The sequence below is a fragment of the Micromonospora sp. NPDC127501 genome (assembly GCF_040302185.1).
Classification (GTDB): domain Bacteria; phylum Actinomycetota; class Actinomycetes; order Mycobacteriales; family Micromonosporaceae; genus Micromonospora.
In genome coordinates, this window is record NZ_JBEORJ010000002.1 from 621,657 (window position 1) to 641,465 (window position 19,809).

The following is a 19,809-nucleotide window of genomic DNA, read 5'->3' on the forward strand; positions in this document are numbered from 1 at the left end:
TACGGCCTTCGTACGGACCCACCCCGGCAACGCCGCGTGCGGCAAAGGACACACCGCGCCGCAGGTCAGACCTCGGAGAAGAAGGTGAGCGACCCGGCGACGGTGCCGTCGGTGAGCACCGGGGTGGAGATCGCGTCAACCGTCGCGTCGGAGGTGTTCGCCGAGGCGGCCTGCACCCTGAGTAGCCCACGGGCGAGTCGGCCGGAGGAGAGCGCCAGCAGGGGCGGAATCTTGTCGATCTCGGCTTCGGTCAGCTCGCCACGGTTGGCGGTGAAGTCGAGCAGGCGCAGCCCGCCATCGAGCAACGGTCGCCCGATCAGCCCGGCCGGCTCACCGAGACAGAGCAGCTCGCAGCCGGCCGTGGAGATCGCCACCACCCGGGTGTCGGCGTCGATCAGCAGGCACGGCTCGTCGGCGCGGGAGACTGTCGACGACCATTGGCCGACGTTGTCGGACTCCGGCTCTGTCGAGGCCCGCGCCGCCGGCACGAACGCTTCCGAGAGCGAAAGTTCGACGTGGGCCACCGCGCCTCCTATGTGCACCGATCGACTGTCCACGCTAGCGGGTCGCCGACGGAATCACCGAGCGCACCGGGTCACCGGGGCGCACAGCGTGAACCGAGGCGACCGGTGACGGCGCGGAAACCGGTGAGGTGAACGGGGGGACCGGAGCCGCGTGGCGTCGCCGGTGACGTTACCGGCGGTGGGCCGGCTTGTCAGCGGCCGTTCGGCCCTCGTCGTACCACCGGTAGTCGGCGGTTGGACGGTACGTGCCGTTCAGCCAGGTGCCCGGGTGCTGCGCGACCCGGGAAAGCTTCTCGGCGGTCGCGGGGCTGATCCGGCTGCCGCCGGCCACGAGCAACCGGTCCAGTTCCCGGTGGGTGGCCATCAGACAGTCCTTCGGAAGACCGTAGACGCTGATCACGCCAGAGCCGACGAAGGTCAGCACCGGTGTCACCGGAACGGGCAGCCCCACCGCCTCGGAGAGCGCCTTGCTGGCCCGCTTCGCGTCCCGGCGGGACTCGGCCACGTACGGAGGCCGCTTGCCGTTGATCTGCACCACGTCCCCGGCGACGAGCACCCTGGCTCGGCCGTGGTCGGCGATGGTCACGGCGAAGAGGCCACTCGGCCCGATGGCGAGGAACCCGGCTCGCTCGTCCTGACCGCGGTCGAGGACGTCTGTCACGTCGGTGCGCGGCCACTCGATCACGTGCCAGGCGGGCCCGAGGTGGTCGAGTTGGCCCAACGCCCGTGCCCCGGCCGCCTCCAGGCGGCGTGCACCCCGCTCGGCCCGACGGCGGCGGGCCCATTCCAGCGGTGTCGGACGGACCGGTTCGAGAACCCCCGGCGCCTCGACGCGGGGGTGTGGCACCGCGACGGGCGGCAGTGCCCGAGCGGACGGTACGGCTCGTCGTGCGGGAAAGACAGTCATCGCGACCTCCGGCAAAAGGTCCCTCGAAGTTATGTCCTCACTACCCTACGTTGCCACTACCGGTGTTCGGCAAGCCGGAGCGCCGGAGTGACTGTGGATGAATGCCATATTCATCCACAGTTCTTTTCTCGGATGCCGCTAAACCCTGCCCTACGCTGCGGGAGTGACCCACTACGTCGACAGTGAAGTCGGGCGGCTCGGCACCGTACTGCTGCACCGGCCCGGCCCCGAACTGGCCCGGCTCACCCCACGCAACAACGACTCGCTCCTGTTCGACGCGATCCCCTGGGTGGGGCGCGCCCAGGAGGAGCACGACGCGTTCGCCGCCGCCCTGCGCGAGCGCGGCGTCGAGGTGCTCTACCTGGCCACCCTGCTGGCCGAGACCCTGGCCGTCGCGGACGCCCGGGCCGAACTCACCGAGCAGGTGCTGCGCTCCCGGCGGCTCGGCGACACGCTGCGCGCCCGCGTCGCCGACCACCTCTCCTACCTGGACCCGGCCGCGCTGGCCGACGTGCTCACCGCCGGGCTGGCCCACGAGGAGTTGCGGATCAGCTCCGAGCGGCCGGGCGGACTGGTCTACACGCTGATGGACCGACACGACTTCGTCATCGACCCGTTGCCCAACCTGCTCTTCACCCGCGACTCGTCGCTGTGGATCGGCGACCGGGTCGGTGTCACCAGCCTGGCCATGCCGGCACGCCGCCGCGAGACCACCCTGACCGACGCCATCTACCGCCACCACCCCCGGTTCGCCGGCACCGAATTCGTCTACCGTCCCAGCCTCGAGCACCTGGAGGGCGGGGACGTGCTGCTGCTCGCGCCCGGGGTGCTGGCGGTCGGGGTGGGCGAGCGGACGACCCCGGCCGGCGCGGAACGCCTGGGTCGGCAGGTCTTCGCCGCCGGCCTGGCCCACACCATCCTGGTGGTGCCGATCGCCCAGAAGCGCGCCACCATGCACCTGGACACGGTGTGCACGATGGTCGACGTGGACGCCGTCCTGATGTACCCCAACATCGCGAGCACGTTGTCCGCGTACACGGTGATCGCCGGCGGGGACGGCGAGGACCCGCGGGTGGACGGGCCGGCGCCGTTCCTGCGGGCCGCCGCCGACGCGATGGACCTCGACCTGCTCCGGGTCATCGACACCGGGCTGGATCCGGTCACCGCGGAACGCGAGCAGTGGGACGACGGCAACAACACCCTCGCGCTGGCCCCCCGGCTCTGCGTCGGCTACGAGCGCAACACGGAGACCAACGCCCAACTGGAGCGGGCCGGCATCGAGGTGATCCCGATCGCCGGCTCCGAGCTGGGCTCCGGTCGGGGCGGACCGCGCTGCATGTCCTGCCCGATCACCCGCGACCCGCTACCCGTCGCCGGCTGAGCACGCGACGACCGCACCCGCCGCCCGGCTGTGCGGGACGACGGCCCCGGCTCAGCGCAGGGTGAGCTGGCGGCCGAGCAGCCCCTGACGGGCCCGGCGGCCGGCGGCGTCGAGTGGGTCGGTGACGGTGAGCGCCTCGGCGTACCGCTTGGCGAACTGCGCCACCGGCTCCTCCCACTCGGCCGCCGGGGTCTCCTCCGGCAGGTCCCAGACCGGCACGAGTCGACCGTGCGCGCGGAACATGCCGGCGAACTTGGTCTGCTCGCCGAGCGTCAGCGTGCCGGCCGCGCCGAGTCGGGCCAGCGCGTCCAGGGCGGCGTCCTCGTCGTCCGGCAGCACCCAGCGCACGTGGGCCTTCTCCGGGACCTGACACCAGTACGCGGCCTTCGCGGCGGTCAGCCGGACCGTCGGGTAGATGGCCGCGTTCGCCCGCTCCAGCGACGCCTGGACGGTCGGATCGTCGGCGGCCCCGGGGTCGAGCCAGAAGTCGAAACCGTCGTGCATGGTGATGTCCAGCGGACCGTCCACGAGGATGTCCTGGAGCCGGGGCCCGGGGCCGGGCAGCGGCGGCACGGTCACCTGGCCACCCGGCTCGGTACGCAGCGCGCTGAGCAACGCGTCGGCCAGATCCCGCGACACGTCACCGGACTGCTGGTGGCGCTGGAGACCGATCAGCACCCGGCCGTCCGGCTTGGTGATCGCCGGGGCGGCCATCGGCAGCACCGTGGCGAGCGTCGCCGTCCGATCGCCGAATTCCTCGACCAGGGCGGGCGCCAGCCGCAGCGGGGCGGATGCGGCGGGCACCAGTTCGCGAAGCGCGATCCACTCGGACTCGTCGACCAGCCCGTCGAACGGACGCGGCACGAAGACGTCCCGCACCTTGTCGCGACGGGGGGTGGTGTCGGCGGCGGCGCGCTGGCTCTTTCGACGCTTACTCACGGCGTCACAGCCTAGAGCCCCGAGCGGCTCGCCGTGACCGGGACCCGCCCGAGCCGTCCTCAGCCCGCCGGCACCAGGTCGGGTCGAGGCGCCGGCGCCGGATCGAACTCCGCCCAGACGCGCTGGCCCATGCCGTCCTGCTCGACGCCCCAACGGGTGGCCAGGCCGGCCACGATGTGCAACCCGCGCCCGTCCGCCGCGTCCGGGCTGGCCGTCCGCAGCCGTGGCCCGGCGCTTCCGCTGCCGCCGTCGGTGACCCGCAGCTGGATCAGTGCGCCCTCGGCCGAGGGCCGTAGCTGCCAGGCAACCCGGATCACGCCGCCGGGCAGCGGCCTGGCGTGCCGCACCGCGTTGCCCACCAGCTCCGCGAGCACCGCGATCAGGTCCGCGAGGAGCGTCGGGGGTACGACGTCCGCCAGTTCGGCGGCGAGCCGGTGTCGGGCCAGCCGTGCCCCGCCCGGGTGGTGGGGAACCACCACGCACCAGGCTCGATCCCTCGTTGCCGCTGCCACCGTTGCCTCCACGTCGCGCCACCCCTGGTCAACCGCGTGGTAGCCGCACCTCTGCGACCGTACCGCCGCCGGTCCTCGGACGTAGGGATACCCATCCATTCTGCTGTTCAACGATCCGGCGGACGAGATAGAGGCCGAGCCCGGCCCCCGGGTAGCCGCGACGGTCGCCGGACTCGCCCTGCCAGAACCGGTCGAACGCCCGTTCCACGTGCTCGGGTCGGATGCCGATGCCCTGGTCGCTGACCCGGAACGCCACCAGATGACCGTCGACCGAGGCGGTGATCTCGATGGGAGAACCAGGTGCCGAGTACTTACCGGCGTTGGTCGTCAACTCGGTCAGCACGGTGGACAGGCTGGGCCGGTGACCGAGCGCCTTGGGCAGATCGCTCGGGAGGCGGAGCACCAGCCGGCGGCGCAGCTCCGCCGGCAGGTCGACGACGGCGGAGCGCAGCGCCTCGCCGAGGTCGAACGGGGTGGGAGGGTCGTCGCCCGGACCCACCTCGGCCGCCGAGCTGAGCAGCCGGTCGACCAGGCGGGCCAGCTCGTTGGCGCGTTGCCCGATCACCCGGGCCGCCTGCCGTCGGTCGACGTCGGTCAGCGACTCCCAGTGGTCGGTGAGGGTGTCCGCGTACCCCTTGATGACGGTGACCGGGGTGCGCAGCTCGTGGCTGGTCACCGCCACGAACAGCTCGCGGTCGTGGTCGCGGCGCTGCTGGTCGGTGATGTCGCGGAAGGTGACCACCCGTAGCGTTCCCGGGCCGGGCAGGTCGCCGGAGGTGATCCGCAGCCAGCGGCCGTCCGGCATCCGGTGGTCCCGAACCTGCCCGGACGGCGGCAGCGGGAACGGCAACGGGCGGCTCAGCGCCTGCTCGACCGTCCGGCCGGTGACCTGGGCGGCGGCCGGGTTCCAGAGCCGGACGTGCCCGTCCCGGTCGACGACGGCCAGCCCGTCGGCGAGGGCCGCCACCACCGGGCCGTCGCCGTGCACCGGCAGGCCACTCTGGTCGCCGTACATGTGCGCGATGCAGGAGGCGAGATAGGCGATGACGCCCTGCTGCTCGTCGCCCGGCTCGTCGTCGCCCGGATAGAGCGCGTGCAGGCTGCCGACGGTGTGACCACCGATCTCGGCCCGGGAGACCACCATCCGGCGCAGGCCGCTGCCGGCCAGTTCGCCGGCCAGCTTGCCGTTGAGGTCGCTCACCCGCGCCTGGCGTACCCGTGGCCCGGAGAGCAGGCAGACGGTGTCCGGGTCGTCGACCGCCAGTGGTCGGCCGAGGGCCCACTCCGCCGCGCCGGTCGCGGCGATGACGCGACCGCCGGTCGGACCGAACTCGACGAACGCCATCCCGGTCGCGCCGAGTGCCGGCTGGACCACCCGGAGCAGCTGGGTGAGGACCGGCAGGCCCGCGTCCCCGGAGTTGATCATCTCGATCACGACGGTGTGGCCGGCGAGGAGAGCGGGGAAATCGATACGCTCCGGCATGTGCCGAGTCTGCCCCGCCGACCCGGTTTTGGCACCCCCCGCCCGGTCGATGGGGTCAGCGGTCCAGCCGGGCGAGGGCGTACGCGGGCCGGTCGGTGATGATCCCGTCCACTCCGGCGGCCAGCACCAGCTCGAGGTCGGTCGGCTCGTTGACCGTCCAGACGTACACCTGGTTGCCGGCCGCGCGCAGTGCGGGCAGCAGCTGCGGGCGGGCCCGGACCAGGCCGATGCCCGGTCCGGCGATCCGGGTGCCGAACGGCAGCCGACCCAACCGCAGCCAGCGCGGCAGCACCTCCAGCAACAGCACGGTGGGCAGCGTCGGGGCCAGCTCGCGCACCCGACGGACCGCCAGCGGGGAGAACGACATGACGGTGACCTGCACCGGGTCGTCCGGCGCGGGGTCGGCGAGCCCGTACCGGCGCAGCAGGCTGACCAGCCGCCGTTCCACGTTCGAGCCGTAGCGGGACGGGTGCTTCGTCTCCACCAGCAGTCGGACCGGCCTCCCGGCGGCGAGCACCGCGTCCAAGAGCCGGGCCAGGGTCAGCAGGCGGGTGTGCGACTCGTCCGGCGGCAGGTCGCCGTTCGGGGCGCTGCCCGGGTGCCACGAGCCGAAGTCCAGGGCGTCCAGTTCGGCGAGCGTACGCGCGCTGACCAGACCGCGACCGTTGCTGGTGCGGTCGAGTCGTCGGTCGTGCACGCAGACCAGGTGCCCGTCCCGGGTCAGCCGGACGTCGCACTCCAGGCCGTCGGCGCCCTCGTCGAGGGCGCGCAGGTACGCGGCGAGGGTGTGCTCGGGTAGGTCGAACGAGGCGCCGCGGTGCGCGAAGACCAGTGGCCCGCCCATTCCGCCGGCCTCAGATGACCTGGCCGGGCTGCCCGTTCGCGTCGACCACCGGTCGGCCGACCGCAGCCCACTGGCGCATCCCGCCGTCGGCGTTGCGCACCTGCTCCCAGCCGTTGTTGATCAGGTAGGCGACGACCTGGGCGGAACGCCCGCCGGAACGGCAGACGACCGCCACCTCCCGGTCGGTGGGCACCTCGGCCAGCCGGGCCGGCAGCTCCATCATCGGCAGGTGGTGGGCGGTGGGCGCGTGGCCGGCCGCCCACTCGTCGTCCTCCCGCACATCCAGCAGGTAGGTCTCGTCGGCGATCTCGGTCACGGGCACGGTGGGAACCTGGGGTCCGAACACAGGAAGCAACACTAGATCCTCGTGGCCCGGTTCGGCACCGACCGGGCCGTCGGCACCGTCACAACCGGGTCACCCAGCGCGGGTTGGCCTGCGCCCAGGCCGGAACCCGGGTGCCGCGGAGCGCCTCGAAGAGCCCGTTGCCGCCGTTGTCGAGCACCACGTACGAGACCTCGTCGATGGTCTGTGGCGAGGACGGCACCTGGACGCCTCGCATCCCGTCGGGCGGCAGCGCGCGCAGCGCGAGGAGCAGGTCCTCCAGGGGTACGCCGTTGGTGTCGACGGTCAACGAGCCGCCGACCGCCCGGAGCACCTGGTCGAGTTTGACGGGGTTGCTCCGCAGGTCCGCCCTGCCGGCGCTGTCCAGCATCGCCCGGAGCAGCTGCTGCTGGTGGTGCTGCCGGTCGTAGTCACCGCCGGGCAGGTCGTAACGCTGTCGGACGTAGTCCAGCGCCTGCGCCCCGTCCATCTGCTGGCAGCCGGTGGAGAAGACACGGTTGGTGTGGATCGAGCGGACCTCGGTGTCCACGCACATCTCCACCCCGCCGAGCAGGTCGATGACCTTCCGGAAGCCGGAGAAGTCGATCAGCGCGGCGCCGTCGAACCGGATTCCGGTGAGCCGGTGCAGGGTGGCGGAGAGCAGTTGGGCGCCGGCCTGCCCGCCGCCGCCGTGCTCGTACGCGGCGTTGATCTTGTCTTGACCGCCGCCGAAGCCGTTCGTGGGCGGGATGGCGACCAGCAGGTCACGCGGGATGGAGACGAGGTACGCCTCCCGCTGCCCGGCGGGGACGTGCACGATGAGGATGGTGTCCGAGCGTTGGTCCGGGCCGCTGTCGCCCGGGCGTCGGTCGGAGCCGACCAGGAGATAGTTGAGCGGCCCGTCCAGGTCGGTGCGCTCGGTGCGGGCGTCGGCGTCGAGCAGTTGCTCCCTGGTCACCGTGCGGTCGTAGCGGTGGCTGAGCGTCTTGAGCCCGGCCACGGCGAGCCCCGCCAGCAGGACGAGAGCCAGGCCGATGCCGAGCAGGATCCGCGGCCAACGGGCTCGAGGCGACCGGGCGGACGGGGCCGCTTCGGCCCGGTCCGCTGCGTTCCGTCCCCACCTGGACGTGACCGCCTCCCCGCAGCCGATACGTGAAACCTGCTCACGTCAGGCTACGGGCGGTGACGGGACCCTCGCTGGCTTTCCGCGACTCCCGGCCTCACTTGCGGGTGGAGATCACCTCGGGGTGGGTGAAGACGAACTCGGCGAGCTTGTCCTGCTTGACCGCCTGGAACATCGCCATCGTCTCTTCGCTCAAGCCCTCGGTGTTGTTGTCGTTGGCGTGGAAGGTGCCGTTGTTGGTCTTGAGCATGGTCAGCTCGTTGCCGGTGACCCCGCGCATGGTGAAGATGAAGTCCTCGATCGGCACACCACCGGTGTCCAGCACGAACGCCTTGCCCGCCGCCTTGATCAAGTTGTTCATCTTGGCCGGGTTGGACAACATCCCACCCTCGGTGGCCTTCTTCGCCATCGCCTTGATCAGCTGCTGCTGGTTGGCCTGCCGGTCGTAGTCGCCGTTCTTGAGGGACTTGCGCTGGCGGGAGTAGTCGAGCGCGGCCCAACCCTCCATCTCCTGGCAGCCCTTCTTGTGCACCACCGGGGTCCGCTCCTTGCCGGTCTTCTTGGCGTCCGCGTTCCACATCGGCTTGCCGTCGACGTACGACATGTGCAGCGACTTGACCTCCTGGCTGACACAGATCCGCACCGTGCCCAGGGTGTCGATGACGTTCTTGAAGCCACCGAAGTTGATGATCGCCGCGCCGTCGAAGCTGATCCCGGTGAGCCGCTTGATCGTCTGGGCCATCAGCTGGGCGCCACCCTCCCAGCCGCCACCGTTGGCCGCACCGGCCTGGAACGCGGCGTTGATCTTTCCGGAGCCGCCGCCGTAGCCGCTCTTCTTGAACGCCGGGATCTGCGCCTCGGTGTCCCGGGGGATCGAGATCAGGTACGCCTGGTCGTGCGTGGCCGGAATGTGCAGGATGATGATGCTGTCCGAGCGGACGTCGTCGGCGGCCCAGCGCTCCCGCGCGTCCACGCCGAGCAGCAGCATGTCGATCGGGCCGTCCAGGCTCGCACCGCCCTCGGCGTCGGACTTGCCGGCATCACCCAGCAGGTTGCCCTTCGCGATGCCACCGGTCGCCTGCCCGATCAACGCCTTGCTGCCGACGATGGCCACCCCGCTGCTCAGCATCAGCACGGCACCGAAGACAACGGTCAGTCTGGCCCAGAGCGGGTCCTTGCGCTTGGTCCGCTTCTTCGACCCACCGCCACCCGGGCGGTCGCCACCGCCACCACCGCCGCTGCCGGGCGGACGCGAGCCAGGCCCGCCGCCCGAGGGGCGCGCCTGCGCGGGTATGGCCGCAGCGACTCGACCGCTGGGGGCGGCGGACCCGGAGGAAGAAGGGCGACGACTGGCCTGAACCGGCATGCGTGCTCCAGCTCGTGATCAGGAGGGGGCGGCACCACTGTACGTACATCAAATCGACTTGGCGAGTTCATCCCGGGTCAATCCGGACGTCGAATTTTGCAGGCTCATTCGATCGTCGCTGCTCGATGACCCGAACGGCTGGTGCCGGTCGGGCTGCGGTCAGCCGCCGTCGTTGCTCTTCGGCGGGTTCGCCTTGACCCAGTCGGCCATCGTGTCCGCGGACATGGCCTGGTACATCGCGAGCGCCTTCTCCCGGTCCGACACCACCACCGACTCGCCGTTGATGGTGTCGCTGCCCGAGTTCGGGCTGGTCACAAAGGTGAGGTTCTGGCCGCGCAGGTTACGGAACTGCAGCGCCATGTCTGTAACCGAGAAAGTCTGGTCGACGGTTACGGCCGCCGTCACCGACTTGAGGAAATCGTTGAGCTTCTTCGGGTTCGCCAGCGTGCCGGTGCTGGCCGCCTTGTCCATCAGCGCCCGAAGGAACTCCTGCTGGTGCCGCATCCGGGCGAAGTCCCCGTCCGGGAACTGCTTGCGCTGCCGGATCCAGTCCAGCGCCTCCGCACCGTCCATGTGGTTGGTGCCCTTGGTGAAGGTCCGGTACGGCTTGTGGATCGAGGTGATGGTGCGCTCCACCTTCAGGTCCACCCCGCCGAGAGCGTCGGTGACCTCCTTGAAACCGCCGAAGTCGATCGCCATCACATGGTCGATCCGAACGTCGGTGAAGCACTCCACGGTGCGTACCGCCAGCGGCAGCCCACCGAACGCGAACGCTGCGTTGATCTTCGCTCGCGAACCGGAGCCGCAGTCCGCGCCGGCGCTCTCCGGGATCGGCACGTACAGGTCGCGGGGAATGGAGACCAGGTAGGCCTCCTGGTGGTCGGCCGGAATGTGCATGATGATGATCGTGTCGGCGCGCCACTGACTCTTGCTGTCGACCGGCGCGTCCGGGTCCCGGGAGTCGCTGCCGACCAGCAGGATGTTCAGCGCGCCATCGACGGTCTTGGCGGGCCGGCCACCGGTGATCTCCGCGAACGGGTCGGTGCGGGCCAGGTCACCGTTGAGGTTGCGGGCGTACAACCAGGCGCCGACGCTGCCGAGCAGCGCCAGCACCAGCACCGCGGCCCCGGCCACCAGGGCGATTCGGCCCCAGCGCGGTCGCGGGCCGCGCCGCCCCGGACCACCGGTGCCACCCGCACCGCCGGGCCCGGTGGGCCCCGCCGGGCCACCGGACCGAGGCTCCTCCTCGTCGTACGACGGGTAGAAGCGCGCCTCGGTCGGACGGGCACGCCCGGAGGCTCCCCGATCGGGGCCGGGCACCGACGCGCGCCCGGCGCTGCGGTGCAGGTACGGATGCGGGACGCCGGCAGACGAGGTCGCGGACATGTAACTCAGGGTACGTAGCGGGAGCCACTGCCGCCTTCAGGCGACACTCAGCGGCGGGCGGTACGCGTAAATCTGGTTACCCTAGCCGCGACCGGAAGTACTCGATCGTGCGTCGCAGGCCATCTTCGGGCGCGACCGACGGCTCGTATCCGAGCAGTTCACGAGCGAGCGTGAGATCCGGTCGGCGCATCTCCGGGTCATCCGAGCTGCGGGTGACATAGGTCACCTTCGAGGTGCTGTCGGAGAGCGACACGATCAACTCGGCGAGTTGCCGCATGGTCAGCTCGTGCTCGGTGCCGCAGTTGACCGGGCCCGTCTCGGTCGAGTCGAGCAGCAGCAGGATGCCGCGCACCAGATCCTCGACAAAGCAGATGGACCGGGTCTGGTTGCCCGTGCCGTGCACGGTGATCGGCTCGCCGCGCAGCGCCTGGGAGATGAAGGTGGGGATGGCGCGGCCGTCGTCCGGGCGCATCCGCGGGCCGTACGTGTTGAAGATCCGGACGATCGCCGCGTCGAGCCCCCGGTAGCGGTGGTAGGCCATCGTCGCGGCCTCGGAGAAGCGCTTGGCCTCGTCGTAGACGCTGCGGACCCCGATCGGGTTGACGTTGCCCCAGTAGGTCTCCCGCTGCGGGTGCTCCTTCGGGTCCCCGTACGCCTCGGAGGTGGAGGCCATCAGGAACCGGGCGCCGTCGGCGACCGCGCGCTCCAGCAGGTGCAGGGTGCCGACCGAGCCGACCCGGAGGATCTCCACCGGCAACTGGGCGAAGTCGGTGGGGCTGGCCGGAGAGGCCATGTGCAGGATCGCGTCGAACCGCTCGGCCAGCGCCGGCTGGTGGGTCGGCAGACCGTCGGAGATGTCCGCTTCGACGAGGGTGAAGGTCGGCTTATCCAGCAGGTGGGCGACGTTCTCCTTGGAGCCGGTCACGAAGTTGTCCAGCGCCACCACCGTGCAGCCTCGGGCGATCAGGGCGTCCACCAGGTGCGACGGGACGAAGCCAGCTCCGCCGGTGACGAGGACGCGGTGATCGGAACCAAAGCGCTCAGCAACCTTCATGCCGCTCAGCCTACCGACCGCCGAATTCGCGGAAGGGGTCCCCTGTTGACGTCACGCGTCAACCGGGGACCCCTCGACAGGTGCCGCGGTCAGTGGGCGCCAGCGCCGGTGAGGGCGCGCACCTCCAGCTCCGCGTACTTGTCCTCGTCGTGCTCCTTGGAGATGACAGTGCCGATCCACCCGCAGAGGAAACCGAACGGGATGGAGAGGATGCCCGGGTTGGACAGCGGGAACCACTGCCAGTCGTGGTCCGGGAACATCGAGGTCGCCGCACCGGAGACCACCGGCGAGAAGAACACCAGCAGCACGGCCGAGAGCAGCCCGCCGTAGATCGCCCACACCGCGCCGGAGGTGTTGAACCGCCGCCAGAAGAGGCTGTAGAGGATCGCCGGCAGGTTGCCCGAGGCGGCGACCGCGAAGGCCAGCGCCACCAGGAACGCCACGTTGAGGTTCTGCGCGTAGATCGACAGGGCGATCGACACCGCGCCGATCCCCAGGGCGGAGATCCGGGCGACCCGCACCTCCTGCCGCTCCGACGCCTCACCCTTCTTCAGTACGTTCGCGTAGAAGTCGTGCGCCAGGCTGGACGACGAGGCCAGCGTCAACCCGGCGACCACCGCGAGGATGGTGGCGAAGGCGACCGCCGCGATGATCGCCAGCAGGGCTGCCCCACCCAGTTCACCGCCGAAGAAGTCGATGCCGAGCGCTTCGGCCAGCTGCGGCGCGGCGGTGTTGCCGGCCTTGTCCTGTGCCGTGATCGCCTGGCTGCCCACCAGCGCCGCCGCACCGAAGCCGAGCGCCAGGGTGAGCAGGTAGAAGGTGCCGATGATGCCGATCGCCCAGAGCACGCTCTTGCGGGCCGCCTTCGCGGTCGGCACCGTGTAGAAGCGGATCAGGATGTGCGGCAGACCGGCGGTGCCGAGCACCAGGGCGATGCCCAGGGACAGCAGATCCACCTTGTTGTAGAAGGTCTGCGTCGAGTTGCCGGCGACCTCGACGCCGTACCGCAACCCGGGTTCGAGGAACGCGCTGCCCTTGCCGGAGGCGGCGGCCGCCTGGCCGAGCAGCTCCGACAGGTTGAAGTTGAACTTCGCCAGCACCAGGATGGTCATCAACAGCGCGCCACCCATGAGCAGGAACGCCTTGACGATCTGCACGTAGGTGGTGCCCTTCATGCCACCCACGGTCACGTAGATGATCATCAGCGTGCCGACCATGATGATGGTGGCCACCTTCGCCGTGTCCGCGTCCATGCCGAGGAAGGTCGTCCCCGGCCGGATGCCGAGCAGCAGCGCGACCAGCGCGCCGGCGCCGACCATCTGAGCGAGCAGGTAGAAGATCGACACCGTGATGGTGGAGACCGCCGCGGCCGTACGCACCGGACGCTGACGCATCCGGAAGGCCAGCACGTCCGCCATCGTGTACCGGCCCGAGTTCCGCAGCAGCTCAGCGACGAGCAGAAGGGCCACCAGCCAGGCGACCAGGAAGCCGATCGAGTAGAGGAAGCCGTCGTAGCCGTACAGCGCGATGATGCCGGCGATGCCGAGGAACGAGGCGGCCGACATGTAGTCGCCGCCGATCGCCATGCCGTTCTGGAAGCCGGAGAAGGACCGGCCGCCCGCGTAGAAGTCGGTCGCCGTCTTGGTCTGCCGGCTGGCCCAGATGGTGATGCCCAGGGTCACCGCCACGAAGACCAGGAAGAGCGTGATGGTCAGGTTGCGGGCGGTGTGATCGCCCGCCTCGGCCGCGAGGAACGTCTCAACCGCGAGGACCTTGCTCATGGGTCACCTCCCCGATCTCGGCGCGGATCCGGTCCGCGATGGGGTCGATCTTCCGGTCCGCGTACCGGGAGTAGAGCCAGGCGATCAGGAACGTGGAGACGAACTGGAGCAGGCCGAAGACCAGTGCGACGTTGATGTTGCTGCCGAACAGCTTCGTGCCCATGAAGTCCCGGGCGTACGCGGAGAGAATGACGTAGAGCGCATACCACAGGAAGAACGCGACGGTCATCGGGAAGACGAAGCCGCGCAGCGCACGCCGCAGCCCGGCGAACTCGTCCGACCGTTGTACGGCCAGGTACTTGTCCGACTGGGAAGCAGCCGGAGCGGGTGTGTCCGTGGACATCTGTGGATCACCACCTTCACAGGCGTCAGAGGAGTTTCGCGCACCGTAAAGAGCGCACTCCCCGGCAGGGAAGGCTGAGATCGACGCCGGTCGGCGAGTGCGCCGAGCGGTTGACTGGCTGCGCCAAGTGACTCAGGTCACTGCGGTGATCGGTCGCCCCTGGCGAGGCGTCCGTTCAGGCCGGCAGCTCGTGGTAACGACCGCGGTAGTGCAGCAGCGGGGTGGCCTCCTCGGCCAGGTCGACCGCCTCGATCGTGGCCTCGACCAGCAGGCCCCAGCCGTACTCCCGGGCGGTGTCCAGCCGGCACCCGGCCCAGCCGCCGGCGTCCGCCGGAACCGGCCCGTACGGCGTCTCGTTCCACGCGCCGGTGGCGAAGAGCCCGCCCGGGGCGGGAAAGAGGCCGGCGAACCGGTCGGCGAGTTGCCGGTGCGGCGGGCCGAGCGGCGTGACCGCGAACCGACCCGACTCCTCGACGGCCGCCCAGAGGTCGGACTCCGGGTCGATCAGCCCGAGCAGCCGGTCCGGTTCCCCCTCGGCCACCAGGGTGGACGAGACGGTCAGCCCGGCCGGACCGGGCGCCGTCCAGAGGGTCACCGGTGCGGCGAGGCGACCACGCAGCCGGCGTACGGGCGACCGTTGCCCGGTCGGCACCGCGAACGGATCGGTGTGGTGGATCTCGGCACCCGGCTCATGATTCACGTGAAACATTGTGACCCGCCCCGCCCGTCGCCCGAACCCGACCGGCGAAGGAGCGAATCAGGGCGGCGACCTCGTCCGGTCGCGTGTCGAGCACGAAGTGCCCCCCGTCGAGCAGGTGCACCTCCGCCCCCGGCACGTCGGAGCGGTACGCCTCGGGTTCGGTGACCTCGAACGAGGTGTCGTACCGACCCCAGACGACCAGCAGCGGCGGCTGCGTCCGGCGGAGCCAGTCCTGCCAGGCCGGGTACGAGGCGACGTTGGTCCGGTAGTCGTACTGGAGGTCCACCTGACGCTCGATCTCCCCCGGGCGACTGAGGAAGGCATGCTCGTCGACCCACAGGTCGGGGTCGTACCGCTCCGGGTCCGGATCGTTGCCGACGTGCCGGGTCCGGATCGCCGCCAGCGAGAGGATGTTCTCCCGGACCGCCGCCTCGTGCGCGGTCCGGTCCTGCCAGAAGGCCCGGCGGGTGCCCCAGAGCGGGCCCAGCCCGGTGTCGTGGGTTACCGCGTTCTGCACGATGAGGCCGCGCAGGCGACCCGGATCGGCGAGGACCATCCGGAACCCCACCGGTCCTCCATAGTCCTGCACGTAGAGCAGGTAGCGCTCCGCGCCGACGGCGGCGGCGAAACCCGCCATCGTCTCGGCGATCCGGTCGAAGGTGTACGGACTCCGCGGATCCGGGGCGGCACTGTGCCCGAAACCGGGATAGTCCGGCGCGATCAGCCGGAACTGGTCGGCGAGCCGATCGAACAGCGGCTCGAACATCCGCGACGAGGACGGGAAACCGTGCAGGAGCAGCAGCACCGGCGCGTCCGGTGCCCCCGCCTCCCGGTAGAAGATCGAGAGCCCGTCGACGACGATGCTGCGGTAACGCGTGTGCGAGCCCATGCCGACGCCCCTTCGTCCCGACTGCTCGCACCATAACGAGGGTCGGGTGCCCCCGACCGGCGTTCGGCCGGACGGGGCGGCCCGCGCTCAGCGCCGGGGGGTGACAGTGGCCAGCAGCTCCGGCTGACGTCGGTCCAGCACGTCGCCGGCCAGGTACGCGCCCAGCAGCGCCGCGCCCAGCCCGTACGCGGCCCCGACCGGCAGGGCCAGCCAGAGCCACGCGTCACCGAGCAGCGCGGCGGCCACCACCATCGGCACCGCGGCGACCACCGAGGCGAGCATGGCCAGCAGGGTGAGCAGCCCCTTTGCCAGACCCGCACCGCTGTTCATGGCGAACGGGTTGCTCGTCTCCGGCAGTGAGTACGCCCCGAGCACCGAGATCAGGCTGTTCACCGCCAGCCCGGCGCCGTAGGTGGCGACCAGGCCGCCGATGGTGAGCCCGATCCATTCCGGCCGGCTGAGCAGAAACGACAACACCACCGCGACGAGGCCCAACATCGGCAGCACGTACAGCGAGAAGGCCGTCATGCGGGCCCGCAACTCGACCCGGCCGGGCACGCCGGCCACCACGTTCGCCGCGTACGCGCTGCCGTCGAAGCCGAACTGGTTGGCCAGTGTGACGGCGGCGAGCACGCCCACGAGGAGCATGGAGATGGTGACCACGACCGGTGAGCTGTCGCTGGCAGCCGCCGTGAGCCCGGCACCGTCCTCGAACGCGAAGTCTCCGCCCGTAACGTTGATCAACACTGGCACGAAGATGCCCACCACCGCGATCGTGATCAGGTTGGCCCGCCGGCGCGCGTCCCGCCACCAGTAACGGGCCTCCCGGGCGACCAGGGCACCGAACCGGTCCCGGCCGGCCCAGGTGGCGACCCGGGGAAACAGTTGGGCGACAGCGCCGCCGGTGACCCCGCGCCGCACCGGGGCCTTGCCGGCGCTCGCCGCACCCACCATCGCCGACTCGATCGACCGGGACCACCAGGCCAGCAGGGCTCCGAGCGCCACCACCGTGATCAGCAACTTGACCGGTGCCGCCCACACCCGGCCCTGGGCCACGTCGATGCCGGCGGTCCACGGAGCGCCCAACGGCGTCCAGCCGATCACGGTCGCCACGCCGGTCAACCGGGTCCAGTCCGCCTCGCGCAGCGCGGCGAGGCCGAAGATCTGCAACGGGCCGAGCAGCGCGGCCGTCACCGCCAGCAGCACGGCCGCCAGGTCGCGGACCCGTCGGGACCGCAACATGGTGGCGAAGGCGCTGGTCACCGCCCGGCTGGCGGCCACACAGAGCAGCAACCCGGCGAGCACACCCACGACGGCGACCAACCCCGCTGACCAGCCACCCAGCGACCAGGCGGTCAGCACCAGCCCGAACGACGCGATGAGCACCGCCAGCACCGGCACGCTGATCAGGGCCGCCACGAACAGGCCGGTCACCAACGTGCGCCGGGGCAGCGGCAGCAGCGCGAACCGGGCCGGGTCCAGTGTCTCGTCCACACCGAAGAAGACCAGCGGCAGAAACAGCCAACCCAGCACCAGCAGCCCGCCACCGGCCGCCGCGATCAGCACCGCGTACCGGCCGTTGCCGGTCAGGCCCGGCGCGGCGAAGAGGAAGAACCCGCTGGCGGCGAACCAGAGCCCGAGCAACGCGCCGCCGACGAACAGGGCGATCCGCCAGCCCTGGCCCCGGAAGTTGTTGCCCATCACCCGCAGCTTGAGCCGCACGAAGTGGCGAGCGGAGACAGCGCGTACGGGCGCTGCGGGGCTGGCGTCCACGCTCACTGGGAGAGCCACGACAGCTCCTCGCCGGTCGCGGTGCGCCCGCCGACCACCTCGACGAAGACCTGCTCCAACGAGCGACCGCCACGGACCTCGTCGATGGTCCCGACCCGCTTGATGGTGCCGCCGGCCAGGATCGCGACGTGCGAGCAGAGCCGCTCGACGACCTCCATGACGTGACTGGAGAAGACCACAGTGCCGCCGCCGGCCGCGTACCGGGTGAGGATGTCCCGGATCAGCGCTGCGGAGACCGGGTCGACCGCCTCGAACGGCTCGTCCAACACCAGCACCCGGGGGCCGTGCAGCAGCGCGCAGGCCAGGCCGATCTTCTTCTTCATGCCCGCCGAGTAGTCCACCACCAGCGTCCGACCGGCGTCGCCGAGCGCCAGCACGTCCAGCAGCTCGGCAGCCCGCTGGTCGACCACCGCCGGGTCCATCCCCCGCAGCAACCCGTTGTACGCCAGCAACTCCGCGCCGGTCAGCCGGTCGAACAACCGGACCCCGTCGGGCATCACGCCGAGCAGCCGCTTGGCGGTGACCGGGTCCTGCCAGACGTCGTGCCCGAGCACCCAGGCCGAGCCGGCGTCCGGTCGCAACAGCCCGACAGCCATCGACAGGGTGGTCGTCTTGCCGGCGCCGTTCGGGCCGAGCAGGCCGTAGAAGGAGCCGGCGGGAACGTCCAGGTCGACGCCGGCCACCGCGATGGTGCCGTCGAACCGCTTGGCCAGGCCACGCAGTGCGAGCGCGGGGTGCTCAACAGTCATGCGCCGACGTTATCCGTCGATCGCCAGTTCCGCCGTCCGGCGACGGGCGGACCCGCGATCATCCCCGAGGCGGACGAGCCCCCAAAGCCCCGGGTACGGATGCTGGCGACCGTTGTCCCGCTCCCACTCGGCCACCGCCCGGGTGCGGTCCGGGTCCTCGCCGGTTGCCACCTCAGCCCTCGATCGCGCCCCGCGGACGTCCCCCTCCTCGCGGCACCTGATGCAACCGGACGCCGTGCTCGCGGGTGACAGAGGCAGGAGCGACACGGGGAGGGGCATTGGACAGAGATGACGGCTTCGAGGAGTTCTACCGAGCCAGCAGGCAGCGGGTCGTCACCGTGCTGTACGCGCTCGGTGGCGACATCCACGAGGCGCAGGATGCCGCGCAGGAGGCGTACGTGCGGGCCTGGCAGCGCTGGCGGCGCATCAGCGAGTACGACGATCCGGAGGCGTGGGTGCACGTCGTGGGACACCGCCTCCTCCAGAACCGTTGGCGGAAGATTCGTAACGGGATCACCGCCCATCGGCGGAACGGTCCGGTGACCGCTGTCGGACCACCATCGGAGAACACTGTCGCGCTGGTCGCCGCGTTACGCCAACTGCCGAGGGACCAACGCGAGGCGATCGTCCTGCACCACCTCGCGGATCTTTCGGTCGCGGACATCGCGACGCGGACCGCTGTTCCGGTCGGCACTGTCAAGGCCCGGCTCGCCCGAGGGCGCAAGGCCCTCGCACCTCTGCTCGGCACCACCCTCCCCGAGGAGGTCAGCAATGCCTGATCAGCCCTTCGTCGACTTGTTCCAGGACACCGAGCACCTGACCTGGGCCCCGACCGAGCAGGTGCGGGAGCGCGGCCGGCGGCGGACCCGTCAGACGAGGATCGTGGCGGCGCTCGCCGGCGTGGTGGCGGTGGCCCTGGTGGCCACCGGGGCGGTGGCGCTGGCCAGTGGCCGGGAGGGGGCGCCGACGCCGGTGCTGCCGGCGACCGGATCACCCACCCCGACACCCGCGCCGTCGGCCACCTCGGGCGCGCCTCGCCCGTCGACGACCAGCACCACTCCCGCCGCACCGCCCTCGAGCCCATCACGTACCAGTGGTCGGCCGTCGGGCGGTTCTACCAACCCGGCGATCCCGGCCGCAGCCATGCTGCAGCTCTCGGATCTGCCCGCCGGCTTCACGATGACAGAGGGCGACATCGACGGCGACTGGAGCCTGGAGTCGGTGTCGATCTACTGCCGCGAAGCACCGTCGTGGACGTCCAACGGCAGGCTCGCCCAGCGAACCGTGTCGTTCGACTCGCCCACCGACAGCATGATCCAACGGGTCGTCCGCTACTCGGCCGGCAATGCTGCCCTTGACATGGACGGGGTCCGCGCACTTTTCACCGGCTGCAAACCCAGGGGGGCGACCAGCTCGCTGTCGGTCCTGGCTGACGGGCTGGGGGCCGGCGACGAGTCTCTGCTGGTGGGCTCGGACATCGAGGGCGTGCGCAGCCGCTGGCTCGTCGTACGGCAGGGCGATCTGGTGGCACAGGTCGCGTTGGACAGGGATACCACGCCGAAGGAGGCGCGGCAGTACGCCCGCCCGGTGGCCCAGCGGCTCTGCGCCGGCACTGACACCTGTTGACCTGGTGGCGACCCCGGGCTCACCTCTGCCAGGCCAAGGTGGGTCCGGGGCGAAGGGCGCCTGGCGGTGATCATGACCGAGGGGGTTGT

19 protein-coding genes and 1 pseudogene are annotated in these 19,809 nt (G+C 70.9%); 3 read left to right on the plus strand and 17 right to left on the minus strand.

Features of this window, described 5'->3' with window-relative positions; all coding sequences use genetic code 11:
- Nucleotides 1-65: 65 nt before the first annotated feature.
- Together ABTW72_RS06895 and ABTW72_RS06900 are read right to left on the minus strand one after the other, a co-directional pair.
- Nucleotides 66-524: a hypothetical protein gene (locus ABTW72_RS06895; protein WP_350855185.1), complete on the minus strand. Its 459-nt coding sequence runs from the start codon at nt 522-524 to the stop codon at nt 66-68.
- Nucleotides 525-693: 169 nt separating this feature from the next.
- Complete coding sequence (locus ABTW72_RS06900) at nt 694-1,431, minus strand: hypothetical protein (protein WP_112583868.1); 738 nt, start codon at nt 1,429-1,431, stop codon at nt 694-696.
- Between the two features lie 163 nt (nt 1,432-1,594).
- Here ABTW72_RS06900 and ABTW72_RS06905 point away from each other — a divergent pair, with 163 nt between their 5' ends.
- Entirely contained in the window at nt 1,595-2,812 is a 1,218-nt protein-coding gene (locus ABTW72_RS06905) for an arginine deiminase (protein WP_091396783.1), read from the plus strand.
- Between the two features lie 51 nt (nt 2,813-2,863).
- On the opposite strand, the gene ABTW72_RS06910 is transcribed toward ABTW72_RS06905, so the two are convergent.
- From ABTW72_RS06910 to ABTW72_RS06980, 15 genes and pseudogenes are all read right to left on the minus strand, one after another.
- Nucleotides 2,864-3,751 carry a DUF5926 family protein gene (locus ABTW72_RS06910; protein ID WP_350855189.1) on the minus strand — a complete coding sequence of 296 codons (888 nt, stop codon included), beginning with the start codon at nt 3,749-3,751 and terminating at the stop codon, nt 2,864-2,866.
- A gap of 59 nt (nt 3,752-3,810) precedes the next feature.
- Nucleotides 3,811-4,230 carry an ATP-binding protein gene (locus ABTW72_RS06915; RefSeq protein ID WP_350855192.1) on the minus strand — a complete coding sequence of 140 codons (420 nt, stop codon included), beginning with the start codon at nt 4,228-4,230 and terminating at the stop codon, nt 3,811-3,813.
- Between the two features lie 61 nt (nt 4,231-4,291).
- Nucleotides 4,292-5,746: a PAS domain-containing sensor histidine kinase gene (locus ABTW72_RS06920; RefSeq protein WP_350855195.1), complete on the minus strand. Its 1,455-nt coding sequence runs from the start codon at nt 5,744-5,746 to the stop codon at nt 4,292-4,294.
- Nucleotides 5,747-5,801: 55 nt separating this feature from the next.
- Nucleotides 5,802-6,590: a glycerophosphodiester phosphodiesterase gene (locus ABTW72_RS06925; protein ID WP_091396796.1), complete on the minus strand. Its 789-nt coding sequence runs from the start codon at nt 6,588-6,590 to the stop codon at nt 5,802-5,804.
- 10 nt (nt 6,591-6,600) lie between these two features.
- Nucleotides 6,601-6,936: a rhodanese-like domain-containing protein gene (locus ABTW72_RS06930; RefSeq protein WP_030487745.1), complete on the minus strand. Its 336-nt coding sequence runs from the start codon at nt 6,934-6,936 to the stop codon at nt 6,601-6,603.
- 58 nt (nt 6,937-6,994) lie between these two features.
- Nucleotides 6,995-7,912, minus strand: coding sequence for an LCP family protein (locus tag ABTW72_RS06935; protein ID WP_350855198.1), 918 nt, complete (start codon nt 7,910-7,912; stop codon nt 6,995-6,997).
- A gap of 220 nt (nt 7,913-8,132) precedes the next feature.
- Nucleotides 8,133-9,401, minus strand: a complete 1,269-nt coding sequence (locus ABTW72_RS06940) for an LCP family protein (protein WP_350855201.1) — start codon at nt 9,399-9,401, stop codon at nt 8,133-8,135.
- A 159-nt stretch (nt 9,402-9,560) separates the two neighbouring features.
- Complete coding sequence (locus ABTW72_RS06945; protein WP_350855204.1) at nt 9,561-10,787, minus strand: LCP family protein; 1,227 nt, start codon at nt 10,785-10,787, stop codon at nt 9,561-9,563.
- Between the two features lie 76 nt (nt 10,788-10,863).
- Nucleotides 10,864-11,841, minus strand: a complete 978-nt coding sequence (locus tag ABTW72_RS06950) for an NAD-dependent epimerase/dehydratase family protein (RefSeq protein WP_350855207.1) — start codon at nt 11,839-11,841, stop codon at nt 10,864-10,866.
- 89 nt (nt 11,842-11,930) lie between these two features.
- The gene (locus ABTW72_RS06955) at nt 11,931-13,622 is read right to left on the minus strand and encodes a monocarboxylic acid transporter (protein WP_124853906.1); all 1,692 of its coding nucleotides are present in this window, start codon (nt 13,620-13,622) and stop codon (nt 11,931-11,933) included.
- Nucleotides 13,600-13,965 carry a DUF485 domain-containing protein gene (locus ABTW72_RS06960; RefSeq protein WP_124853905.1) on the minus strand — a complete coding sequence of 122 codons (366 nt, stop codon included), beginning with the start codon at nt 13,963-13,965 and terminating at the stop codon, nt 13,600-13,602. Before ABTW72_RS06960 ends, ABTW72_RS06955 begins: the two co-directional genes overlap by 23 nt.
- 175 nt (nt 13,966-14,140) lie before the next feature.
- Nucleotides 14,141-14,692, minus strand: a pseudogene (locus ABTW72_RS06965) (flavin reductase family protein); the annotation flags it as partial.
- Entirely contained in the window at nt 14,655-15,554 is a 900-nt protein-coding gene (locus tag ABTW72_RS06970; RefSeq protein WP_350855211.1) for an alpha/beta fold hydrolase, read from the minus strand. The pseudogene ABTW72_RS06965 and the gene ABTW72_RS06970, both read right to left, overlap by 38 nt.
- Before the next feature lie 87 nt (nt 15,555-15,641).
- A complete protein-coding gene (locus ABTW72_RS06975) occupies nt 15,642-17,345 on the minus strand; it encodes an ABC transporter permease (protein ID WP_502892163.1) in 1,704 nt (567 codons plus the stop codon).
- Complete coding sequence (locus ABTW72_RS06980) at nt 17,330-18,094, minus strand: ABC transporter ATP-binding protein (protein WP_091396824.1); 765 nt, start codon at nt 18,092-18,094, stop codon at nt 17,330-17,332. The genes ABTW72_RS06975 and ABTW72_RS06980 overlap by 16 nt, the downstream gene beginning before the upstream one ends.
- A 278-nt stretch (nt 18,095-18,372) precedes the next feature.
- Here ABTW72_RS06980 and ABTW72_RS06985 point away from each other — a divergent pair, with 278 nt between their 5' ends.
- Together ABTW72_RS06985 and ABTW72_RS06990 are read left to right on the plus strand one after the other, a co-directional pair.
- Nucleotides 18,373-18,873, plus strand: coding sequence for a SigE family RNA polymerase sigma factor (locus tag ABTW72_RS06985; protein ID WP_350855214.1), 501 nt, complete (start codon nt 18,373-18,375; stop codon nt 18,871-18,873).
- Nucleotides 18,866-19,720 carry a hypothetical protein gene (locus ABTW72_RS06990; protein WP_350855217.1) on the plus strand — a complete coding sequence of 285 codons (855 nt, stop codon included), beginning with the start codon at nt 18,866-18,868 and terminating at the stop codon, nt 19,718-19,720. The genes ABTW72_RS06985 and ABTW72_RS06990 overlap by 8 nt, the downstream gene beginning before the upstream one ends.
- Nucleotides 19,721-19,809 lie beyond the last annotated feature (89 nt).

Bases quoted from the DNA above. Each gene is read 5' to 3' on its own strand.
- ABTW72_RS06900 (WP_112583868.1), bottom strand. From the start codon at position 1,431: ATGACTGTCTTTCCCGCACGACGAGCCGTACCGTCCGCTCGGGCACTG.
- ABTW72_RS06920 (WP_350855195.1), bottom strand. From the start codon at position 5,746: ATGCCGGAGCGTATCGATTTCCCCGCTCTCCTCGCCGGCCACACCGTC.
- ABTW72_RS06925 (WP_091396796.1), bottom strand. From the start codon at position 6,590: ATGGGCGGGCCACTGGTCTTCGCGCACCGCGGCGCCTCGTTCGACCTA.
- ABTW72_RS06940 (WP_350855201.1), bottom strand. From the start codon at position 9,401: ATGCCGGTTCAGGCCAGTCGTCGCCCTTCTTCCTCCGGGTCCGCCGCC.
- ABTW72_RS06945 (WP_350855204.1), bottom strand. From the start codon at position 10,787: ATGTCCGCGACCTCGTCTGCCGGCGTCCCGCATCCGTACCTGCACCGC.
- ABTW72_RS06950 (WP_350855207.1), bottom strand. From the start codon at position 11,841: ATGAAGGTTGCTGAGCGCTTTGGTTCCGATCACCGCGTCCTCGTCACC.
- ABTW72_RS06955 (WP_124853906.1), bottom strand. From the start codon at position 13,622: ATGAGCAAGGTCCTCGCGGTTGAGACGTTCCTCGCGGCCGAGGCGGGC.
- ABTW72_RS06960 (WP_124853905.1), bottom strand. From the start codon at position 13,965: ATGTCCACGGACACACCCGCTCCGGCTGCTTCCCAGTCGGACAAGTAC.
- ABTW72_RS06970 (WP_350855211.1), bottom strand. From the start codon at position 15,554: ATGGGCTCGCACACGCGTTACCGCAGCATCGTCGTCGACGGGCTCTCG.
- ABTW72_RS06980 (WP_091396824.1), bottom strand. From the start codon at position 18,094: ATGACTGTTGAGCACCCCGCGCTCGCACTGCGTGGCCTGGCCAAGCGG.
- ABTW72_RS06990 (WP_350855217.1), top strand. From the start codon at position 18,866: ATGCCTGATCAGCCCTTCGTCGACTTGTTCCAGGACACCGAGCACCTG.